Consider the following 20,819-nt stretch of genomic DNA (forward strand, 5'->3'; position numbering starts at 1 on the left):
CGAATGGCCGCGCAGATTGAGTTGTTCCTCGCCGATGAGGCCGCAGCGAAGCGTTTGGGCGAAGACATCGCCCTGGCATTGCGACCGGGCGATTTGATTGCATTGAATGGCGATTTGGGGACAGGCAAGACCACTCTTGCGCGTGCGCTTATCCGTGCGATGGCAGGCGATCCGGTTTTGGAGGTGCCGAGCCCCACCTTCACGCTGGTTCAGGCTTACGATACACGAATACCGCTCTACCATTTCGACCTCTATCGATTGTCCGATTCCGAAGAGCTGGAAGAACTGGGGCTCTCTGAAGCTCTTCAATTCGGCGCTGCGCTGGTCGAGTGGCCGGAGCGCGCAAAGCTGTCAGCAGGTGTGACAGTCCATCTTGAACATGAGGGCGACGGTCGTCGTGCGATCATCAGCGGCGAGGTTGCCGCTCTGGCACGCGTTGCGCGTTCTTTGGCGATACGAGATTTTCTCGGCGCGAACGGATGGGGTGAGGCGGCGCGGCGATATTTGCTGGGGGATGCGTCAGCGCGCGCTTACGAAACCGTAGATTTGCCGGGCGAACCACGTCGCATTCTGATGAATTCGCCAGAACTGGTTTTGGGACCGCCGGTCCGCGATGGAAAGCCATATGCAATTATCGCGCATACCGCACAGACCGTTTCGGCATTTGTTGCGATTGATCACGCATTACGAGACGCCGGTGTAAGTGTGCCGGAAATATACGCCTCCGATCTGGCTCAAGGCTTCCTGCTTGTAGAGCATTTGGGCAGCGACACATTTCTTGAGGATGGAAAGCCGGTAGCCGAGCGTTATGCGGCGGCGGCGCAATTGCTCGCTTACATGCATCGCCATGACTGGCCGACCGAAATCGAGGTCGGTGGGGCGCGACATAGCATTCCGCCATTTGATCGTGAGGCAATGCTTATTGAAGTCAGCCTGCTGATGGACTGGTATTTGCCCTATATGCGCGGCGCGCCCGCGAGCGATGCGCTGAAGGCCGAGTTCGAGGCACTTTGGAATGCCGCGCTGGATCGCATCGCGACAGCGGAAACATCGTTGCTTATGCGTGATTATCACTCGCCCAACATTGTCTGGCGGGCGACGCGAACGGGCAATGATCGGCTGGGCATTCTGGACTTTCAGGACGCGATGATCGGCCCAACTGCCTATGATCTGGCTTCGCTGGCCATGGACGCGCGCGTAACCATTCCTGATGAAATCGAAACCGAAACGGTAGAAGCGTATGCGAGTGCACGGGCTGCGGCCGGAGCGTTCGACCGCAGGACGTTTGCTCTCGCTTACGCAACTATGGCTGCGCACCGGAATTCGAAAATTCTGGGTGGCTTTGTTCGGCTGGACAGGCGCGATGGCAAGCCGATTTATCTCAAGCATTTGCCGCGCATTCGCGAATATGTGCGTCGTGCTTTCCGCCATCCGCAGCTTGCTGAGTTGCGCGATTTTTATGAGCGCAACGGCCTGTTGTCGGAGGATGCAGCGTGAGCGCAAGACCGAGCCACGCAATGGTTTTGGCGGCAGGTCTGGGTAAGCGTATGCGGCCGATTACTGATACGATGCCCAAGCCGCTGGTTTCGATTGCGGGCAAGACCTTGCTCGATTGGGGGCTTGATAGTCTCGCTGCCGTCAGTGTGAAGGAAGCGGTGGTCAATGTTCACTATTTGCCGGACCAGATCATCGCTCACGTGAAATGCCGCGCGCAGCCACAGATAATTATCTCCGACGAGCGCGACGTGCTGTTGGATTCAGCGGGCGGGATAGTCAAAGCTCGGCCACTGCTTGGCAATGATCCGTTCTACATTCTCAACGCAGATACGTTCTGGATTGACAGGAGCGTACCCAATCTCGAACGGCTGGCGCTTGCATGGCGACCGGACAGCATGGATATTCTGCTCATGCTCGCGAGTCTCGATCAAGCGACCGGACATTCCGGTGGAACCGATTTTCTGCTCGGTAAGAATGGGCGTCTTCAGCGCGCCAAGGGCGATCCGGCTGGATTGATCTATGCCGGCGCGGCGATTGCGTCGCCGAAATTATTCGCTGACGCTGAGGCAGTGCCGCATTCGCTGAATGCCTATTTCGACCGCGCGATTGAACAGGGACGTCTTTTCGGCCTGCAAATGGAAGGAAGCTGGATAACCGTTGGCACGCCGGATGCTATTGCGCCCGCCGAAGCCGCCGTTGCAAGGGCTGCCGGTCACCGCGCATGATCGACCGGATTGCCCCGCGCCTGTTCACGATTGCGCCTGGCACACCGTTTCTGCCGACCTTGGCGAGCGCGCTGGCCGGCGGAGAACTGGTTCCCGGATTTCAGCCACAAGGCGACCCATTGGCAATCGCGGACGCGACGATCTTCGTGCCGACCCGGCGTGCCGCGCGTGAACTGCGAGCGGCCTTCGCGGAATTTGGAGCAGGCAAGGCTGCGATACTTCCGACGATCAAGGCGCTCGGGGAATTTGACGCGGAAGAAGCCGCGTTCGATGCGAGTTCAGCTTCCCTGCTTTCGCTTACGCAGCCGATCTCCGCAATCGACCGACTGCTGCTGCTAGCGCCATTGGTCAAGCGATGGAAGGAACGATTGCCGCAGAGCTTGGCGGATCTCTACAACGAACATGTGATAGTGCCGGCCTCAACTGCTGACGCCATCTGGCTTGCGCGCGATCTCGCCGAGCTTATCGATGAGGTTGAACTGGAAGGTGCCGATTGGACGCAGCTTCGCGGTCTTGTTACCGACAATCTCGCTGGCTGGTGGCAGGTAACACTCGATTTTCTGGAAATCGTAACAGCGCATTGGCCGCAAATTCTTGAGGAACGTGGCCAGTCCAACCCTGCCGCGCACCGGGACGCTCTGCTGCGCGCCGAAGCCAAGCGCCTTGCGCTGCGCCCGCCGGCCGGGCCTGTGATCGCGGCGGGTTCGACGGGCTCCATCCCGGCAACGGCAGCGCTTCTTTCTGTAATTTCTCGCTTACCTAACGGTGCGGTCGTTTTGCCAGGCCTCGACACGAGCATGGATGAAAACTCGTGGACGCTGCTTGGCGAGGCAGTGCCAGATCAGTCGGTGTTCGGGCATCCACAATTCGGTCTGGCAAAACTGTTGAAAAAACTCGGCGTGACACGAAGCGAAGTCGTGGAGCTTGGTTTGCCGCCGAAAGCACTTGTTGATCGCGCCTGGATCGTCAGCGAGGCGCTTCGTCCAGCTGAGGCAACGGACGTCTGGTTGGCGAGTCGCACGCAAAGTAGTCGGAGCGCTCTTGACGAGGCGCTTGCGGCAGTGACGCTCGTCGAAGCGGCGAATGAGCGGGACGAAGCCACCACGATAGCGACGGCACTTCGCCTCGCAATCGAGGACCCAGGCAAATCCGCAGCGCTGGTTACGGGCGATCGAAACTTGGCTCGTCGCGTGGCGACAGAACTTCGCCGGTTCGGGATCGAAGCCGATGATTCTGGTGGCACACCGCTCTCAAACACGCCGCCAGCCGGACTGCTGAGACTACTCGTGCTTGCCGCGTTTGAGCCCGGCGATGCGGTGGCGATTTTGTCGTTGCTGAAGCACCCGCTGATTCAGCTTGGCTTGCCGCGCGCGGTCGTGCGTCGAGCCGCAGAGTGCATTGAGCTAATCGCGCTCAGGGGCGGTGTCGGGCGACCAGACATTTCGGCGCTGGACGCGTTATTCGAGAGGAAGCTTGAGATACTGGCGCATGAAGGGACACGCCAACCACACTGGCTGGCGAGGCTCGATCTTGAACGGCTGGATGAGGCCCGAGCGGTTTTACGCCAATTGCGCGATGTGTTCGCGCCCTTGGCCGCGTTGCGACCCAAGGGTGAGGTTGTACTTTTCGATCTGCTGACCGCGACGGTGACGGCGTTCGAAGCGCTTGGACGTGCGGAAGACGGCACACTTGCCGATCTCTATGGCCATGAAGCGGGCGTCAAGCTTGCGGAGGTTTTGCGCGAGGCAATCGGAAGCACTGTTCCTTTTGGGCTTGCAGCAACCGAGTGGCCTTCAGTTCTGAGTGCGCTGATTGCTCCGGAGGTTGTGAAGCCATCGGTGAACACCGATCCGCGTATTTCCATCTGGGGTGCGCTCGAAGCACGCCTACAGAGCGTTGATACGCTGATTCTGGGTGGCATGAATGAGGGGAGTTGGCCGCGCAAGGCAGAGGCGGACAGGCTGATGTCACGCGTGATGAAGGCGGGCATCAGCCTTGAGCCACCGGAGCGCCGCATAGGTTTGGCTGCGCATGATTTTCAGATGGCGATGGGCGCACGCAGGGTCATTCTGACCGGTGCGGCGCGTGATGGCGATGCGCCAGCCGTCGCCTCGCGTTGGCTGCAACGGTTGCTGGCTTTCATAGGGGCGGATCAGGCGCAGCCGATGAAGGCGCGTGGAGACGAGCTTCTGCGCCATAGCCGCGCGCTGGACGAAAGTGCCCGCATCGCGTTTGCGCCGCGCCCGCAGCCCACGCCGCCGCTGGACTTACGGCCGAAGCATTTTTCCGTCACCGAGATCGAGACGCTTCGCCGCGATCCTTACGCGATTTATGCGAAGCGCATTTTGGACCTCAAGGCGATCGATCCGCTCATTCGCGATCCCGGTGCTGCGGAGCGCGGCACGCTTTTCCATGACATTCTGCATCGCTTTTCAATTTCGGGTGTCGATCCGCGTGCGCCGGAAGCTTTGCAAAGCCTCTTGGCCGATGGTCGTGCCTGCTTTGCAGAGGCGGATTTGCCGACGGACGTCTATGCGGTGTGGTGGCCTCGTTTCGAAAGCCTGGCGGTCAGCATTCTCGAATGGGAGGATCTACGCGCGGACAATGTCGTTAAGCGGCACGCCGAGGTGAGGGCCGAGAAAACGCCTGTGGGCACAACCGGCGTTACGCTTTCCGGATATGCGGATCGTGTCGATCTGCTGCGCGAAGGTCTGGCAGACATTCTCGACTACAAGACAGGTTCGTACCCATCGACGAAGCAGGCGCAGACGCTGCTTTCTCCGCAGCTTGCGCTTGAAGCCGCCCTGCTAGAACTTGGTGCTTTCCATGAGTTCGGTAGTCGTCAGCCCGCTGATCTGGCTTATGTGAGGCTAAAGCCCAACGGAGAGGTTGAGCATCAATCCATTTTGAAGGGCAGCCAGAAAAGCGGGAGGCAATTGGCCTTTGAATCGTGGGAACGATTGCGCGAATTGCTGCTCCACTATCAGGTTGAGAAAAACGGCTACCTCTCCCGCGCTTTGCCCTTCAGGGAAAATGCGACGAGTGGCGATTATGACCATCTGGCCCGGGTGCTTGAATGGTCTGCGGGTGGTGATACGACGGAAGGGGACGAGGAGTGAAACCTCAGCGACCCATCCCGCCCGAGACTTTAACTGCGCAGGCGAAAGCGTCGGATCCAGCTATTTCAGCATGGGTGTCGGCCAATGCAGGCTCCGGCAAGACGCACGTACTTTCCCAGCGGGTTATTCGGCTTTTGCTTGGCGACACCGATCCGGCGCGCATCTTGTGCCTGACCTACACGCGCGCGGCGGCGGCCAACATGGCAAATCGCGTTTTCAAGGAACTGGCTGCATGGACCGCGCTGCCCGACGACAAGCTGACGGACGCGATTGCTGCGCTGGAGGGCGCGAGGCCAGGCGCTGCAAAGCTATCGCTCGCGAGGCGCCTTTTCAGCAAGGCACTTGAGACGCCGGGCGGGCTGAAAATCCAGACCATCCACGCATTTTGCGAGTCTGTGCTGCACCAGTTTCCGTTGGAAGCAAACATCGCCGCACATTTCGAGTTGCTTGATTCCAAGATGGAACAAATGCTGCTCGCACAAGCGCGACGCGACCTGATTTCCGGCGCTGCCGACGGTGGCGATCCGGAAATCGCGGAAGCCTTCGCGATGGTTCTGGAGCGCGGAGGCGAGAGTGGCCTTGACGCGTTGCTCGGCGAGATCATCTCCAAGCGTGACGGTTTGCGGCGGTTTATTTCCGCAGCACGCGTGGGGCCTGAGCTAGACGACCGGGCTTTTGAGCCTCTTTTTGAAGAGTTCGGATTTCCTTCGGGAGAGACAGCCGAAAGCATTGCGCAAAGTGTCTGGCCGCTGCCGGGGTTTCCGCGGGATGCGTTCAGCGAGTTTGCGACGATCGCAAACGAAGTGGGCGCGGGGCAGGTGCAGAAAAATATTCTGCCCGACGCGATTGCCGGCTTCAATGAAGCTGATCCGGTGCGCAGAATGCAGCTTCTGGCAAAAGGATTTTTAAAGACGGACGGCCAGCCTTATGCCGAACGCACCTTCACCAAGGCGCTGCAGGCGCGTATGCCAGATGTTATTGAACGTTACGCGGAGGCTGCGCTGGCACTTTCTGCGGCTCGCGACCGGCTGGCCCTGTTCCGCATGTTGGAAGGCACAGCGGCAGCGCTAACTGTCGCCGACAAGCTGATCGAACGGTATGAGAAGCTCAAGAGTGACAAAGGGTTTCTGGACTTCAACGATTTAATTACACGCACAGTTCGATTGCTTGCGCGGCAGGATGTCGGGCCGTGGGTGCAGTATAAGCTGGACAAGGGCATCGACCACATTTTGCTGGACGAAGCGCAGGACACCAGCCCAGAACAGTGGCAGGTGGTGAAAAGCATCGCCGGCGAGTTCTTCTCCGGTCACAGCGCGCGCAACGTGACACGCACGATCTTCGCCGTGGGCGACGAAAAGCAGTCCATCTATTCGTTTCAAGGCGCCGCGCCGGAGAGTTTCGCTGAGTCCGGGCGCGGGTTCGCCCATCTGGTGCGCGACGCCCGACAAGACTTTTCGCCGGTTCGCCTGACGCTCTCGTTTCGCTCCACAAATGATGTTTTGCACGCGGTAGACCGGGTATTCGACCGTGCTGAAACGCGACGTGGGCTCGCTGCCGAAACGATCACCCATAGCGCGTGGCGGCACAACGACCCCGGCTACGTGGAGGTTTGGGAATCGATAGGGGCGCAGCAAGCGGAAGAACCGGAAGATTGGACTAAATCAGTCGATCACGCCAAGGCGCCAGCGGTGCAGCTAGCGACCCAGGTGGCAAATACCATCGCGAAATGGATCGACAGCCAAGAGATAATTGAGGGTCAAGGTCGAAGGTTGACGCCAGGGGATGTTCTTGTGCTGGTTCGCAAACGCGACAGCTTCGTGCACGCTCTTTCGCGCAGCCTAAAGGACCTGGACATAGCAGTGGCCGGTGCGGACAGGCTCAAATTGGTGAGCCATATCGCTGTTCAGGATATGTTGGCGCTTGGGCGCTTCCTGCTGCTACCGCACGATGACCTTTCGCTGGCGGGCATATTGAAAAGCCCGATCTTCGGGTTTGACGAGCAGCGACTTTTTGACATTGCCGCAAGCCGACCGAAAAGGCAGCCACTGATGGCCGCTATGCGGAAAATGGCTGACGAGGCCGCCGATATACGCGCGACGGTCGAGATGCTGGATCGTTGGGCGACGGAGGCTGCGTTTAGGCCGCCGTTCGAATTTTTCAGTGGCGTTCTTCAACGAGATGGCGTGCGCCGCCGCATGATTGCTCGGCTGGGGCATGAGGCGGGCGATATTCTGGACGAGTTTCTAAGCTTCTGTCTGGCGGAAGAACGAACCGGCTTGCCCGGACTGAGCGCGTTTATCGCGACGCTCGAAAGCGCTGGACCGGAAATCAAGCGCGAGATGGACCAGACCCGAAACGAGGTGCGGATAATGACCGTGCACGCCTCCAAGGGTTTGGAAGCGCCCGTGGTTTTTCTGGTGGACAGCGGCAGTGCACCCTTCTCGGATCACCATTTGCCGCGGCTGATGCCGTTTCGGCCATCGGGCGATTTGCGCAATGTGCAGGGCTACCTTTGGCGTTCGGATATTGAGGTGAAAAACAGTGTCACCACCGGCATTCGCGACCGGTTGCGTGACCTTGCTGACGATGAATATAGGCGCTTGCTGTATGTGGGCATGACGCGCGCCGAGGACAGGCTGATCGTTTGCGGCTACCACGGCAAGCGGGATCAAGCGCAGGGCGTATGGCATCGGCTCGTTATGGAAGCGCTTGCCGGGGATGTTTCCAGCACAAGCGTGCCGCATCCGGTCGCCGAGGGCGAAGTGATACGCTATCGCGTGACGGATGTTTCGCAGCAACCGATTGTGGCGGCAGAGGCACCGGATGCCGCGCGCAAGGAAGAGCAGCCACCAGCAATCGCGCCGCTCCCGCGTCCAGAAGTTTTGCCACGTCCGCTCTCGCCGTCTGGAGCGGCGGCGTTGATCGAGCCTGTGGTCGAGGCCGGAAAGGACACGCGCTCGCCTGTATTTGATCCCGAGGGTATCACGTCTTTTGCAGCGGCACGCGGGTCAGCCATGCACCGCATGCTCCAGACGTTGCCTGATCTGGCAAGGGATGAGCGCGCGGACGCGGCGGGTCGTTTCCTGTCGTTGTTTGCAGCAGATTGGCCGGAAGCCGAGCGCGCAAAAGCTTGGGAATCCGTGGAAGCCATACTGAACGATGCGGTTTATGCGCCGCTCTTTGCCGAGGGGTCGCGCGCAGAGGTCGCAATAGCGGGGACGTTGCACATACAAGGCAAGGAGCGCTTTGTTTCGGGTAAAATCGACCGGCTCGCGGTAACACCCGAAGCCGTGCAAATCGTTGATTTCAAGACAAACCGCCCTGCGCCAGTTGCGCTGGGACAGGTTCCTGACGCGTATATTCTGCAACTTGCTCTCTATGCAGAGTTGCTTAAGCCGCTCTATCCGGGCCGCGTGATAAGGGCGGCGCTGGTCTTTACGGACGCTCCGAGGCTAATCGAGGTTCCTGAAACGAAGCTTGCCTCCGCGCTTGCCCGACTCACTCAAGCGTGACACAAGATCGACTTGAACGGCGGGTTCGCAACCACCACATTTGGTAATAACATCCAATTTCGAGAGGATTTCAGCATGGCCACCGTCAAGGTAGACAAGAACAATTTCAAGGCCGATGTGCTCGACGCCAAAGAGCCGGTAGTGGTTGATTTCTGGGCGGAATGGTGCGGTCCTTGCAAGATGATCGGCCCATCGCTGGAAGAAATCGCCAATGAACTCGGTGGCAAGGCGAAGGTCGCCAAGCTGAACATTGACGAGAATCCGGAGCTTGCGGCGCAATTTGGTGTGCGCTCGATCCCGACTCTGATGATTTTCAAAGGCGGCGAAGTTGCCGACATCAAGGTTGGCGCGTTGCCCAAGACAGCGCTTTCTCACTGGATCAATGGTGCGATCGTTTGATTGTCGATTGAACGAACAAGAAAAGCCCGGCCAAGCGCCGGGCTTTTTGTTTTACGCTGGCGGGGTGCCGTTTTCGGCCAAAACCTGTCCCGCGAGATAGAGCGAGCCGCATATCAATATGCGCGGCGCGGTTTCGCGAATGTCCCAAGTGTCACGAAGCAGCATAAGCGCATTGGCGACAGAGTTGACCGGTTCGGCCGACAGATCCGCAGCCCGCGCCCGCGCAGCCAGTTCTGCATTCGGAACACTGGCTTCGCTCATCGTGACCGGCACGGTGTAGACATGGCGCGCCATGCCGTGAAAGGCACGAAAATAGCCCGTTTGGTCCTTGGTGTTGATCATGCCGGAAATGAGGAAAAGCGGGCGCGGTTGCTTTTCTTCCAGTTCGGCCAGTGCTTCGGCGACGACCGTACCCGCGCCGGGATTGTGCCCACCATCGACCCACAGTTCTGCGCCCAACGGCAGCAAATCTACCAGCTTGCCAGAGGTTAGCCGTTGCATTCTGCCGGGCCATTCGACGCTTGTCATAGCGCGATCAGCATCGTCTGCGCCGACATCGAACCCAGCGGCGCGCACCGCTGCGATGGCCGCCGCCGCGTTGGCATATTGATGGCGCCCCAGAAGACGTGGCCGGGTCAGGTCCATTAGTCCAGTCTCGTCCTGATAAATCATCCGACGGTTTTCTTCGTAGGCGAAGAAATCTTGCCCATATACCCACAAGGGGCAGTTCAGCCGCTCGGCGCGATCCACCAAGACTGCTTCGGCTTCATCATGATCCTGCTGTCCGATAACAACCGGATAGCCGGGCTTGATGATGCCAGCCTTTTCGGAAGCGATGAGTTCAACCCGGTCGCCGAGATAGGCTTCGTGATCCATTGAGATCGGCATGATGAGGGATACTGCTGGCTCACGAATGACGTTGGTCGCATCAAAGCGCCCGCCGAGCCCGACCTCGATGATGGCTACATCCGCCGGGTGTTCGGAAAACAGCAGGAAGGTTGCTGCCGTCAGAATCTCGAAAACGGTTATGGTCTGGCCGTCATTAACCTTGGCAATCCGTTGAATTGCATCTGCAAGCACGTCGTCCGCGACGAGTTTACCGCCATTCGACGTGCCAAGCCGATAACGCTCATGCCAGTTCACCAGATGCGGCGAGGTGTGGACATGCACCCTGTAGCCTGCCTCTTCGAGCAATGCGCGCGAAAAGGCGGCGGCAGAACCTTTGCCGTTGGTTCCGGCAATGTGGATCACCGGCGGCAGGCGATCTTGCGGATTTCCAAGTTTTTCCAGCAAGCGGGAGATGCGATCCAGCGAAAGGTCGAACCCCTTCGGGTGAAGCGCCATAAGGCGCTCGATCTCGCGGTCAGCGGCCTTTTGTGTCGTCACGATTTCTTGCCTTGCAAAGCGCTGCCCAGAATATCCTCAAGCGCCGGGTCTTTTCTCAGCCTTTACCTTGGCGGGCGGGAGAATTTCCGGCTCGATTGCGGCAGGTTCTGACGCCTTCATGAGAATCTTGAGCAGTCGCGCGATGGTGGCCTTCAATTCAAGGCGGGACACGACCATGTCGACCATGCCGTGTTCCATCAGATATTCAGCGCGCTGGAAGCCTTCCGGTAGTTTCTCGCGGATGGTCTGCTCGATCACGCGCGGACCGGCAAAACCAATTAGTGCGCCCGGTTCCGCGATATGAACATCGCCGAGCATTGCGTAGGAGGCGGTAACGCCACCCGTTGTCGGATTGGTTAGAACCACGATGTAAGGCAAGCCCGCTTCCTTGAGCCGATCCACCCCGACAGTGGTGCGCGGAAGCTGCATGAGCGAAAGGATGCCTTCCTGCATGCGTGCGCCACCCGAAGCCGCGAACAGCACCAGCGGGCGCTTTTTTTCGAGTGCAGTTTCAAAGGCGCGGATGATAGCTTCGCCTGCAGCCATGCCGAGCGAGCCGCCCATGAAGGCGAAATCCTGCACTGTCGCGACAATGGGCAGGCCTTCGATGGAGCCAAGACCGCTGACGATTGCGTCTTCCATTCCGGTCTTGGACTTTGCGTCCTTCAGGCGGTCTGTATAACGCTTTTCATCGCGAAACTTGAGGGGGTCGAGCGCCACTTTCGGGTTTTCGATGAGGTCATATTTGCCGCCATCGAAGAAGAAACGAAGCCGTTCCTTCGCTGCAATCTTCATGTGGTGGCCGGATGCCGGAATAACCCACTGATTGCTCTCAAGGTCTTTGTGAAAAACCATCTCGCCGCTCTCGGGATCCTTGATCCAGAGGTTGTCCGGCATATCGCGCCGGCCAAGCATCGAGTTGATTTTTGGGCGAACGTAGTTGGTTATCCAGTTCATCGCGCGATCCCTTGGGTCGTCGTGAAAAATGTTATGCGAACTAGGCAGTCTCAAGGCGTGCTGCACGCACGCCCTGTGCGAGGCCGTTGACCAGAGTTACGACAGCTTCCGCCGGGTCTGCCGTGTGCTCGCCGTTCGGTCCAAGCACATTGGCAATCGCGTTTACGATGGCCGTGCCGACGACAACACCGTCCGCCGAAGCGCCGATTGTGCGCGCCTGCTCCGCCGTTTTGACGCCGAAACCGACACAAACAGGCAGATCAGTATGCGCCTTGATGCGTTTCACCGCATCTGAAACCTTGGCGGTGTTTGCAAGCGCCGAGCCGGTGATGCCGGTCATCGAGACGTAATAAACGAAGCCGGACGTGTTCTCCAAAACCTTCGGCAAGCGCTTGTCATCAGTCGTCGGCGTCGCCAGGCGGATGAAATTGATGCCGGCTTTGATCGCGGGCACGCAAAGCTCATTGTCCATTTCTGGCGGCAGGTCCACGACGATCAGGCCATCGATACCGGACTGCTTTGCATCGGCAAGAAAACGATCCACACCGTAGATATAGATGGGGTTGTAATAACCCATCATCACGATGGGGGTTTCGTCATCGGTTTTGCGAAATTCACGCGCCATTTTCAGCGTCTTTGCCAGTGTCTGCCCGCTTTTCAATGCGCGCAGGCCTGCGGCCTGAATAGCAGGGCCGTCGGCCATCGGGTCTGAGAAGGGCATTCCAAGCTCGATAATGTCCGCGCCCGCCTTTGGCAGAGCTTGCATCACCTTGAGCGAGGTTTCGTAATTTGGATCTCCACCCATGAAATAGGTGACGAGAGCGGGACGTCCCTCGGCCTTGATTTTTGCCATGCGGCGGTCGATGCGGGTGTCGGTCATGTCAGATCTCCATCCCCATCATGCCCGCGACGGTATGGACATCCTTGTCTCCGCGACCGGAGAGGTTGACCACGATTATCTGGTCCTTGCCCATAGTGGGTGCCAATTTTACGGCTTGAGCGATTGCGTGTGCCGATTCCAGCGCCGGAATAATGCCCTCAACCTTGGTGGTGAGCTTGAAGGCTTCGAGCGCTTCGTCGTCGAGGATCGGCACGTATTCAACGCGGCCGGTGTCTCGCAGCCACGAATGTTCGGGGCCGACGCCGGGATAGTCCAGACCTGCGGAGATCGAATGACCGTCAAGAATCTGGCCGTCCTCGTTTTGGAGCAGATAGGTGCGGTTGCCGTGCAGAACGCCGGGGCGGCCCGCATTCATCGAAGCGCAGTGCTCGATACCATCAAGACCGCGACCACCGGCTTCGACGCCGATTATGCGAACATCCTTGTCGTCAAGGAATGGATGGAACAGGCCGATTGCGTTGGAACCTCCGCCCACCGCGGCGATGATCGCATCCGGCAGACGGCCTTCCAGCTCAAGCATCTGCGCACGGGCTTCCGAGCCGATCACGGACTGAAACTCACGTACCAGTTCTGGATAAGGGTGCGGGCCCGCGGCGGTGCCGATCAAATAATAAGTGTCTTCGACGTTCGTAACCCAGTCGCGGAGCGCCTCGTTCATCGCGTCTTTCAGTGTGCCGTGACCGGCAGAAACGGGCTTCACTTCTGCGCCGAGCAACTTCATGCGGAAGACGTTTGGCTTCTGACGCTCGACGTCGGTCGCACCCATGTAAACGACACAGGGAAAGCCGAACCGGGCCGAAACAGTCGCCGAAGCAACGCCGTGCTGACCGGCTCCCGTTTCCGCAATAATGCGCTTCTTTCCCATGCGCTTGGCGAGCAGGATTTGGCCAAGGCAATTGTTGATCTTATGCGAACCGGTGTGGTTCAGGTCTTCGCGCTTGAAGTATACCTTCGCGCCACCGAGATGGCGGGTCAGACCTTCCGCAAAGTAGAGCTTTGAGGGCCGACCGGCGTAATAGTTGGAAAGCGCGCTTAGCTCAGCCTTGAATTCCGGGTCGTCCTTGGCCTCGTTCCAGTGCCGCTCAAGATCAAGGATCAACGGCATGAGCGTTTCGGCCACGAAGCGACCACCGAAAATGCCGAACATGCCCTGTTCGTCAGGACCTGTGCGGAATGAATTTGGCTGGACGGTCTCGTTCATTCTTGCTTTTCCTTGGCCGGCAACCGGCTCGCGGGATACCGCTTATCCTTTTCCCGCATCGAATGTAAACACTCTCAAACAACGCTTTGCGCACTCGCACGTCGCACAGCGGCAAAAAAGGCGGCAATAAGCGCAGGATCCTTTACGCCCGGCGTTCTTTCCACGCCGGATGAAATGTCGAGGCCGGGAGGATTGGTCATACGCAGCGCCTCCGCGACATTTTCAGAATTAATGCCGCCCGACAGCAGGTAATCCAGTCCAGCCGGAAGCTTGGAAAGCAAGGTCCAGTCGAATGAAACGCCATTGCCGCCGGGTAGCTGTGAACCGGCTGGCGGCTTGGCATCAAACAAGAAGCGATCTGCGATGCCTTTAAACGGCGCGATCCTGTTCAGGTCATCAGCGGTGCTGATGGCAAGCGCCTTCATAACTGGAAGGCCAAAACGCTGTTTGATTTCGCCGATGCGTTCCGGCGCTTCCTTGCCGTGAAGCTGCAGCATATCCGGCTTCACGGTCGAAATGATGCGCTCAAGTTCGCTGTCGGTCGCATCGACCGTTACAGCAACAGCGTTGGCGCGCCCGATTGCAGCCTGCCGCAAGCGGCCCGCATCTTCGGGGGCGATATTACGCGGGCTTTTGGGGAAGAAGATGAAGCCGACATGGCTGGCACCGCCGTCAAGCGCTGCCGCGACCGACTTTTCCGTATTCAATCCGCAAATCTTGATGTCCATGAAGGGCAGATAGTGCGAGATGGCTGCAAAGTCGAGGCATTCAATCAAAAGCGATTGCTTGCAAAGCAGCGCCGTTGCGCTTCAGCCATGACCGGCAGCGCTCGGTATCGGGGCACAGCTCGGTGCATACTTTCCAGAAACGCGGCGAGTGGTTCATCTCCTTGAGATGGGCCACCTCATGCGCGACGAGGTAATTGATGACCGCCTGCGGCGCCATCATGATGCGCCACGAAAAAGAGAGATTACCTTCCGATGAGCACGAACCCCAACGGCTCGACGTATCCTTGAAACGGATCGATTTTGCACGCTTGCCAAGCGTCATGGTGTGCTTGGCAACAAGCGCTTCGATCTCGCGCTTGGCTTCGCGCTTAAGGAAATCCGAGATACGGCGCGGGAGATGGCGGCGGTCGCCGTGAACCACGATCAAAGGTCCGCGCTCGTCCTGTTCAATGCTGACTATGCCACGCGCCGCCGGTTCGTGAACGATCAGGTGCGGAACGCCGCGTATCGGCACCTTGATGCCTGGTCGCACCTGCGGACGATCCGGAACCTTCGCCAGCCTCTGCTCAAGCCAGCCTTGATGGCGAAACAGGAAGCGCTCAACCTCATTGCCGGGCACGCCGGGCGGTACGGTTATGCGAAGTCCGCGCCCGCCCGCGTCGATACGAAGCGTCAGGCGTCGTGCGCGGTCGTTCTGTACGATCTTGAGTGGCAATGTGCGGCCAGCAACCTCGTGCTCCCGCTCAATCGGCAGGGCGGGCTGGGGCGCGCGCTTGAGAAAGCCAAACATACAGTCAGTGATTGCTGATTCGGAGCCAAATGCGAAGGGCCTCCGAAATGGAGGCCCTGCTCAAATGGGTAGCGCGTTGACCACTTTCCAGTGATCGGATGCGGGTTACGGTCGCCAGATACTGGGCTTCAGACCTTTTCCCACCCGTTCACTTTTCCGGCACGGAAGATGGCGTCGATCAGCTTCTGGTTCTTTACAGAATTTTCCAGCGTGAACACTTCGCCGCTACCGCCCTGCGCCACTTTTGCAAATGTCTCGATCTCGTAGCGGTACTGCTGTGCGCCGGGGAAGCGCCAAACCTGGGCTTCCGTGTGGCGCTGGTTGTGCAGTTCGACGCGGTGATGGTCATAAACACCAGCGTTAAAAGGCGCAGATACCTCAATATATCCTTTGTCTCCGTGGAAGACCATGAATTGACGCGCGGCCAGCTGCGTTGCGACATAGAACGAGAGTTCAAAATCACCGAAATCTGCGCGAATTGACGAGTAAGTATCCGTCTTGAACTTCTTATCTCGCTCGACCGTCGCCTGGACGCGCTTGGGTTCCTTTCCAGTCACGAAGCGCGTGCCGACGGTGGGGTAAACACCAATATCGAGCAACGCTCCGCCGCCAAGCTCAACCTTGTTGCGCATATTGTTTGGATCGACGTTGAAGTAGGTGAAGGCGCCCTGCACATGTTTCAGCGTGCCGATAGCCCCTGACTGAACAAGCTCGCGCACCTTCAGCCATTGCGGGTGGTATGTGACCATGAACGCTTCACACACCAATACCTTCTTTTTGTTGCGAAGCTTGATCAGCGGCGCGATGTCTTTCGCATCCAGCGCCAAGGGCTTTTCGACCAGAACATGCTTGCCTGCCTCAATTGCCTTTGCAGTCCACTCGACGTGCTGGGAGGTGGGAAGCGGAATATACACGCCGTCCACCTGATCAGACGCGAGCAACTCCTCATAAGAGCCGAATGCGTGACGAGCACCGAAATGCGCCGTCAGCTTTTTAGCTTTGGAGAGATCACGACTGGCGATTGCAGCGAGAACGCTGCCTTCGGCTTCTACAATTGCCGGTATCAACTGCTCGCGCGCAATCTTGGCAGTCGACAAAACACCCCAACGAAACATCCGCACCTCCTCAAGAATTAGGTCGGTGCGGACATTTGCTGGAATTGCGCTGCGGTGCAAGCCGGCTAGTCGCCGTATGGTACCCAGACGTTCTTGATCTCGACCGCGCGGCGCAGGAAGGTGTCGTTGTGAGCGTCAGATGTCCAATCGATTGCGCGGCCATTGCTGGTCCATACGCGCTTGAGATTTCCGACCGACTCGACTTCTGCGTAAGTGCATGTGTCAGCCTCTGCAACAACCCAAAGACCATCGACGTCATCATGCTTGGCGAGCACCGCCGTAAGCTCAGACGGATAACCCGTAACAATGTTGATCGCACCTGCCGGAATATCCGAATACTCGATCACCTCGTAAAGTCCTGTAGCGACCAGAGGCGAACGCGCAGACGGCACGGCGACAACGGTGTTGCCCATCGCAAGAGCCGGCGCGACCATTGAGATGAGTCCGAGCAACGGCGCATCATCGCCTGGCACGACACCTAGAACACCGACCGGCTCATTGAGTGCAAGCGTAACGGCGCGCGATGGTGGCTGATGAACGCGACCCTCGAACTTGTCAGACATGCCCGCGTGATAGAACAAACGCTCAATTGAAAGGTCCACTTCAGCGCGTGCAGCCTGCGGGGCAGCGCCGGTCAACTGCGCGAGGCGCGCGGCAAATTCAGCCGCACGGCCTGAAAGATTTTCGGCGAAGTAATACAGCACTTGCGCGCGATTGTAGGCCGTGGCTTCTCCCCACGCCTTGCAGGCACGCGCTGCTGCTACTGCATCGCGAATGTCTTTGCGATTTCCCTGTCCAGACTCGCCGGCGAGCTTCCCCTTCTTATCCAGAACGGGGAACGAATAATTGCCATCGGGGCGAACCTGCTTGCCGCCGATGAAAAGCTTGGCAGTGCGGTCGATTGAGAGAATATCGTAGTCGCCCTGACGCTGGAAACCTGCTTTCGATGCGGGCTTTATCTCGGCACCCGGCGCAGCCTTCGGCGCAAGATATTCCAGCATGCCTTCGCGCCCGCCTTCGCGGCCAAAGCCGCTTTCGCGATAGCCACCAAAGCCACAAGCGGCATCGAACATGTTTGTGCCGTTGATCCACACCACGCCAGCCTTCAACTGTGGAGCGACATGCAGCGCAACATTGATGTTTTCGCTCCAGATCGACGCGGCGAGGCCATAGCGTGTGTTGTTGGCGATCTCGATGGCCTCATCCTGATTGCGGAAGGTCATTGTCGCGAGAACGGGACCGAAGACCTCCTCTTGCGCGAGAATGTTGGAAGGGGAAACGCCAGTCGCCAGCGTTGGCAGCACGAAGTAGCCGGAAGATGGCAGGGTGAAATCCGGTTGCCAGCAATCCGCACCCTGCGCCGCACCCTCAGACACAAGGCCCTTCACGCGTTCAAGCTGGGTTTTGTCCACCAACGGACCAATGTCAGTGTTCTTGTCGAGTGGAGCGCCCACGCGCAGTCGCGACATGCGCTGTTTGACTTTTGCAATCAGCGCGTCGGCAACGCTTTCCTGTACGAGCAGACGCGATCCCGCGCAGCATACCTGACCCTGATTGAACCAGATGCCATCGACCAGCCCTTCGACAGCGCTGTCAAGATCGGCGTCCTCGAACACGATGAAGGCCGATTTACCGCCAAGCTCAAGGGAGAGTTTCTTGCCCGAACCGGCAGTCTCCCTGCGGATGATCTTCCCGACTTCCGATGAGCCGGTAAATGCAATCTTGTCTATACCCGGCTGATTGACGATCGCCTCGCCTGTTTCAGGTCCACCCGGAACGATATTGATCACGCCTTTCGGCACACCGGCGCGCTCACAGATTTCCGCGAACAGGATCGCCGTGAGCGGCGTAAACTCCGCTGGCTTGAGCACGACAGTGCAGCCGGCGGCAAGCGCGGGCGCAATCTTCCACGCCAGCATCAATAGTGGGAAATTCCAGGGAATGATCTGGCCAACGACACCAACGGCCTTCTGGTCGGGAAATTCCTTGTCGAGCGTCTGCGCCCAACCCGCGTGATAAAGGAAGTGGCGGATGGCGAGCGGCACGTCCACATCGCGGCTTTCGCGGATCGGCTTGCCGTTGTCGACAGATTCGAGCACGGCGAGCAGGCGCTGGTGGCGCTGCATTCCACGTCCGATTGCGTAAAGCACCTTGGCGCGGTCAAAGCCCGAGGAGGCGGACCATTTCGGAAGCGCTTTCTGAGCCGCAGCTACGGCGGCATCTACATCGGCCTTGCTGGCCTCGGATACCTTGGTCAGCACCTTGCCGGTGGCGGGATCGCGTGTTTCGAAGGTCTTGCCATCCGAGGCAGCGCGCCACTCGCCTGCAATGTAGAGCGATTTGCTGAAATCACGCGAGCCGAGCCAGAGGTCAGCTTCTTCCCGGCTTTCAGGGGCCGGGCCATATTCCATTGCGTGGAAGCGTTCGAGAATATTCATGATCCGAACTCCCCCTAAGCCAGCGCGTGACGATGATTGGCCGAATAGTGGCCTGTGACGTGATGCTCAAGCTGGCGTTCAATGTCAGTGAGCAGGCTCGATGCGCCGAAACGCAATAACTCAGGCTCTAGCCACGGACGTCCGAGTTCTTCCTTGATGAGCACGAGCCAGTCGAGTGCAGCCTTGGCAGTGGAGATGCCACCAGCGGGCTTGAAGCCGATCATATAGCCCGTTTCCTCGAAATAGGCCCGTATAGCGCGCACCATTGCGAGGCCGACCGGAAGCGTTGCGTTTACACTTTCCTTGCCGGTCGAGGTTTTGATGAAGTCAGCGCCGGCCATCATGGCCACCATCGAAGCGAGCGTTACGTTGCGCAAAGTTGCGAGGTCGCCAGTTCCGAGAATGACTTTAAGGTGCGCATTACCGCAGGCCGCGCGCATAGCCGCGATTTCATCGTAGAGTTCCTGCCACTTGGCCTCGTAAACAAGACCGCGCTTGATCACCACGTCGATCTCATCTGCGCCGTCATTCACTGACGCTTCGATTTCTTTCAGCCTTGTGTCCAGCGGTGCGAGGCCGTGCGGAAACGCGGTGGAAACGGCAGCAACGTGAATGCCGGAGCCCTTCAAGGCTTGAGCGGCAGTTGCGACGAAGGGGTGATATACACAGACGGCGGCGGGGCGCACTGGCGTCGAACCCAGCCCAAGGCCAATGCTTATGTCACGCCGCAGCGGTTGCAATGCTTTCGCACAGAGGCGGCGAATGCGCTCGTCCGTGTCGTTGGAATTAAGCGATGTCAGGTCCATGACCGCCAGCGCGCGCAGTAGCCACGCTGCTTGATTATCGCCCTTGATCGAGCGGCGCTTAGCCATCGTCTGTACGCGGCGCTCCAACGCTGAGCGATTGACGTTGCGCATGGATTCCACGAACCCGATATCGAGCTTCATGCCCGGATTTCGGGCAATTCCGTGCCCGGTATGCGCTGGCGTATTGGCGGGGGCTGGTGCGACCTCGTTCTTTAACGGCGGCGCCTCTACCGACTTGCGAATGGGAATCTGCGGCAGGTCAGTTACGTCGGCCTCGGCTGGCTGCGCTTTGCCTTTCATGGAGGGCATCCTCGTCGTTTCCGCTGGAGGCCGAATTATTATGAGCACAACCGCGCCAGCACAAGACTAGTCACACCGACGCAACGCAATTCTTATTTCATTGCGACGAATTGTTTCGGGTGAGCGGCCCTGCTGATTTAGACGTGCTGGCCGCCGTTAATGTGGATCTCGGCGCCGTTAACATAAGACGATTGGCCTGAGCACAGGAAATAAATGATGTCAGCAACCTCTGCTGTTGAACCGAGGCGGCGCAGGGGAATGCCTTCAACGATCTTATCCGTGCCGGGGGAGAGGATCGCGGTGTCGATTTCGCCCGGCGCAATGGCATTAACCCGAATGCCGTGCGGCCCAAAGTCAGCTGCCATTTCGCGCGTAAGTGAGCCAAGCGCTGCCTTTGAAGTTGCATAAGCGGTTCCGGCGAATGGGTGCACGCGCGTACCCGCGATGGATGTGACGTTGACGATTGAGCCTTTGGCTAAGGCGAGTTCCTTGAACAATCCACGCGCCAGCATGATAGGGGCGAAGAAATTCACCTGAAACACATCGCGCCAGACATGCATCGGCGTATCGATGGAGTTCATGCGCCCGTCGCCGCTCGATAATTTGGGGGAAATGCCTGCATTGTTGACCAGCGCGGTAAGCTGCCCACCATTTGTTTCAAGACGGTGGCGAATTTCCGAAACCGCGACACCCACGTCTTCCGGGTCGGCGAGGTCAACCTTTATGTGATCTTCCGGTCCGGCAGGCCAGGGGCAGTTTTCGGCAAATGGCTGGCGCGAGCAGGTGATAACCCTCCAGCCTTCGCGCGAGAAACGCTTGACGGTGGCGTGGCCGATGCCACGGCTGGCACCCGTGAGGACCAATGTCTTGCGCTGATCAGAACCCGTCATTGCAATCTCCCGACCGGCCAAATCCTGCCAGCTAGACTCCGATTTAGCGCAACGG

Annotated in this window: 15 protein-coding genes; 5 read left to right on the forward strand and 10 right to left on the reverse strand. The window is 58.7% G+C overall.

Annotated features, from left to right (window positions below; genetic code table 11):
* The first annotated feature begins 3 nt into the window (after positions 1-3).
* The 5 genes from tsaE to trxA all read left to right on the forward strand — a co-directional run bounded on the left by tsaE (position 4) and on the right by trxA (position 9,252).
* Positions 4-1,497 carry a tRNA (adenosine(37)-N6)-threonylcarbamoyltransferase complex ATPase subunit type 1 TsaE gene (tsaE, locus tag DY251_RS06265; protein ID WP_116623140.1) on the forward strand — a complete coding sequence of 498 codons (1,494 nt, stop codon included), beginning with the start codon at positions 4-6 and terminating at the stop codon, positions 1,495-1,497.
* 20 nt (positions 1,498-1,517) lie between these two features.
* Positions 1,518-2,222, forward strand: a complete 705-nt coding sequence (locus DY251_RS06270) for a nucleotidyltransferase family protein (protein WP_116623003.1) — start codon at positions 1,518-1,520, stop codon at positions 2,220-2,222.
* The gene (gene addB / locus DY251_RS06275) at positions 2,219-5,341 is read left to right on the forward strand and encodes a double-strand break repair protein AddB (protein ID WP_116623004.1); all 3,123 of its coding nucleotides are present in this window, start codon (positions 2,219-2,221) and stop codon (positions 5,339-5,341) included. The genes DY251_RS06270 and addB overlap by 4 nt, the downstream gene beginning before the upstream one ends.
* Positions 5,338-8,853: a double-strand break repair helicase AddA gene (gene addA, locus DY251_RS06280; protein ID WP_116623005.1), complete on the forward strand. Its 3,516-nt coding sequence runs from the start codon at positions 5,338-5,340 to the stop codon at positions 8,851-8,853. The genes addB and addA overlap by 4 nt, the downstream gene beginning before the upstream one ends.
* 75 nt (positions 8,854-8,928) lie before the next feature.
* Positions 8,929-9,252: a thioredoxin gene (gene trxA / locus DY251_RS06285; protein ID WP_116623006.1), complete on the forward strand. Its 324-nt coding sequence runs from the start codon at positions 8,929-8,931 to the stop codon at positions 9,250-9,252.
* A 51-nt stretch (positions 9,253-9,303) separates the two neighbouring features.
* On the opposite strand, the gene DY251_RS06290 is transcribed toward trxA, so the two are convergent.
* The 10 genes from DY251_RS06290 to DY251_RS06335 form a co-directional block, all read right to left on the reverse strand.
* On the reverse strand, positions 9,304-10,596 hold the full coding sequence (locus tag DY251_RS06290; RefSeq protein WP_116623141.1) for a bifunctional folylpolyglutamate synthase/dihydrofolate synthase: 1,293 nt from the start codon (positions 10,594-10,596) through the stop codon (positions 9,304-9,306).
* A 78-nt stretch (positions 10,597-10,674) separates the two neighbouring features.
* The gene (gene accD / locus DY251_RS06295) at positions 10,675-11,595 is read right to left on the reverse strand and encodes an acetyl-CoA carboxylase, carboxyltransferase subunit beta (RefSeq protein WP_116623007.1); all 921 of its coding nucleotides are present in this window, start codon (positions 11,593-11,595) and stop codon (positions 10,675-10,677) included.
* 40 nt (positions 11,596-11,635) lie between these two features.
* Entirely contained in the window at positions 11,636-12,475 is an 840-nt protein-coding gene (gene trpA, locus DY251_RS06300; RefSeq protein WP_116623008.1) for a tryptophan synthase subunit alpha, read from the reverse strand.
* 1 nt (position 12,476) lies between these two features.
* Positions 12,477-13,697, reverse strand: a complete 1,221-nt coding sequence (trpB, locus tag DY251_RS06305) for a tryptophan synthase subunit beta (protein WP_116623009.1) — start codon at positions 13,695-13,697, stop codon at positions 12,477-12,479.
* Positions 13,698-13,771: 74 nt separating this feature from the next.
* Entirely contained in the window at positions 13,772-14,425 is a 654-nt protein-coding gene (locus DY251_RS06310; protein ID WP_116623142.1) for a phosphoribosylanthranilate isomerase, read from the reverse strand.
* A 40-nt stretch (positions 14,426-14,465) separates the two neighbouring features.
* Complete coding sequence (locus DY251_RS06315; protein ID WP_116623010.1) at positions 14,466-15,215, reverse strand: M48 family metallopeptidase; 750 nt, start codon at positions 15,213-15,215, stop codon at positions 14,466-14,468.
* 128 nt (positions 15,216-15,343) lie between these two features.
* A complete protein-coding gene (locus DY251_RS06320; RefSeq protein WP_116623011.1) occupies positions 15,344-16,330 on the reverse strand; it encodes a Gfo/Idh/MocA family protein in 987 nt (328 codons plus the stop codon).
* Between the two features lie 65 nt (positions 16,331-16,395).
* Positions 16,396-18,768, reverse strand: a complete 2,373-nt coding sequence (locus tag DY251_RS06325; protein ID WP_116623012.1) for an aldehyde dehydrogenase family protein — start codon at positions 18,766-18,768, stop codon at positions 16,396-16,398.
* 14 nt (positions 18,769-18,782) lie between these two features.
* Complete coding sequence (gene deoC, locus DY251_RS06330) at positions 18,783-19,715, reverse strand: deoxyribose-phosphate aldolase (protein ID WP_245415885.1); 933 nt, start codon at positions 19,713-19,715, stop codon at positions 18,783-18,785.
* Positions 19,716-20,011: 296 nt separating this feature from the next.
* The gene (locus DY251_RS06335) at positions 20,012-20,764 is read right to left on the reverse strand and encodes an SDR family NAD(P)-dependent oxidoreductase (RefSeq protein ID WP_116623014.1); all 753 of its coding nucleotides are present in this window, start codon (positions 20,762-20,764) and stop codon (positions 20,012-20,014) included.
* Positions 20,765-20,819: the final 55 nt, after the last annotated feature.

Origin of the sequence: Mesorhizobium denitrificans (genome assembly GCF_003403035.1) — a bacterium.
GTDB lineage: Bacteria > Pseudomonadota > Alphaproteobacteria > Rhizobiales > Rhizobiaceae > Mesorhizobium_G > Mesorhizobium_G denitrificans.

What these genes read in the sequence shown, in the direction of transcription:
- tsaE (WP_116623140.1), top strand. Translation starts at nt 4, where the DNA reads ATGGCCGCGCAGATTGAGTTGTTCCTCGCCGATGAGGCCGCAGCGAAG.
- DY251_RS06270 (WP_116623003.1), top strand. Translation starts at nt 1,518, where the DNA reads ATGGTTTTGGCGGCAGGTCTGGGTAAGCGTATGCGGCCGATTACTGAT.
- addB (WP_116623004.1), top strand. Translation starts at nt 2,219, where the DNA reads ATGATCGACCGGATTGCCCCGCGCCTGTTCACGATTGCGCCTGGCACA.
- trxA (WP_116623006.1), top strand. Translation starts at nt 8,929, where the DNA reads ATGGCCACCGTCAAGGTAGACAAGAACAATTTCAAGGCCGATGTGCTC.
- DY251_RS06290 (WP_116623141.1), bottom strand. Translation starts at nt 10,596, where the DNA reads ATGGCGCTTCACCCGAAGGGGTTCGACCTTTCGCTGGATCGCATCTCC.
- accD (WP_116623007.1), bottom strand. Translation starts at nt 11,595, where the DNA reads ATGAACTGGATAACCAACTACGTTCGCCCAAAAATCAACTCGATGCTT.
- trpA (WP_116623008.1), bottom strand. Translation starts at nt 12,475, where the DNA reads ATGACCGACACCCGCATCGACCGCCGCATGGCAAAAATCAAGGCCGAG.
- trpB (WP_116623009.1), bottom strand. Translation starts at nt 13,697, where the DNA reads ATGAACGAGACCGTCCAGCCAAATTCATTCCGCACAGGTCCTGACGAA.
- DY251_RS06310 (WP_116623142.1), bottom strand. Translation starts at nt 14,425, where the DNA reads ATGGACATCAAGATTTGCGGATTGAATACGGAAAAGTCGGTCGCGGCA.
- DY251_RS06315 (WP_116623010.1), bottom strand. Translation starts at nt 15,215, where the DNA reads ATGTTTGGCTTTCTCAAGCGCGCGCCCCAGCCCGCCCTGCCGATTGAG.
- DY251_RS06320 (WP_116623011.1), bottom strand. Translation starts at nt 16,330, where the DNA reads ATGTTTCGTTGGGGTGTTTTGTCGACTGCCAAGATTGCGCGCGAGCAG.
- DY251_RS06325 (WP_116623012.1), bottom strand. Translation starts at nt 18,768, where the DNA reads ATGAATATTCTCGAACGCTTCCACGCAATGGAATATGGCCCGGCCCCT.
- deoC (WP_245415885.1), bottom strand. Translation starts at nt 19,715, where the DNA reads ATGAAGCTCGATATCGGGTTCGTGGAATCCATGCGCAACGTCAATCGC.
- DY251_RS06335 (WP_116623014.1), bottom strand. Translation starts at nt 20,764, where the DNA reads ATGACGGGTTCTGATCAGCGCAAGACATTGGTCCTCACGGGTGCCAGC.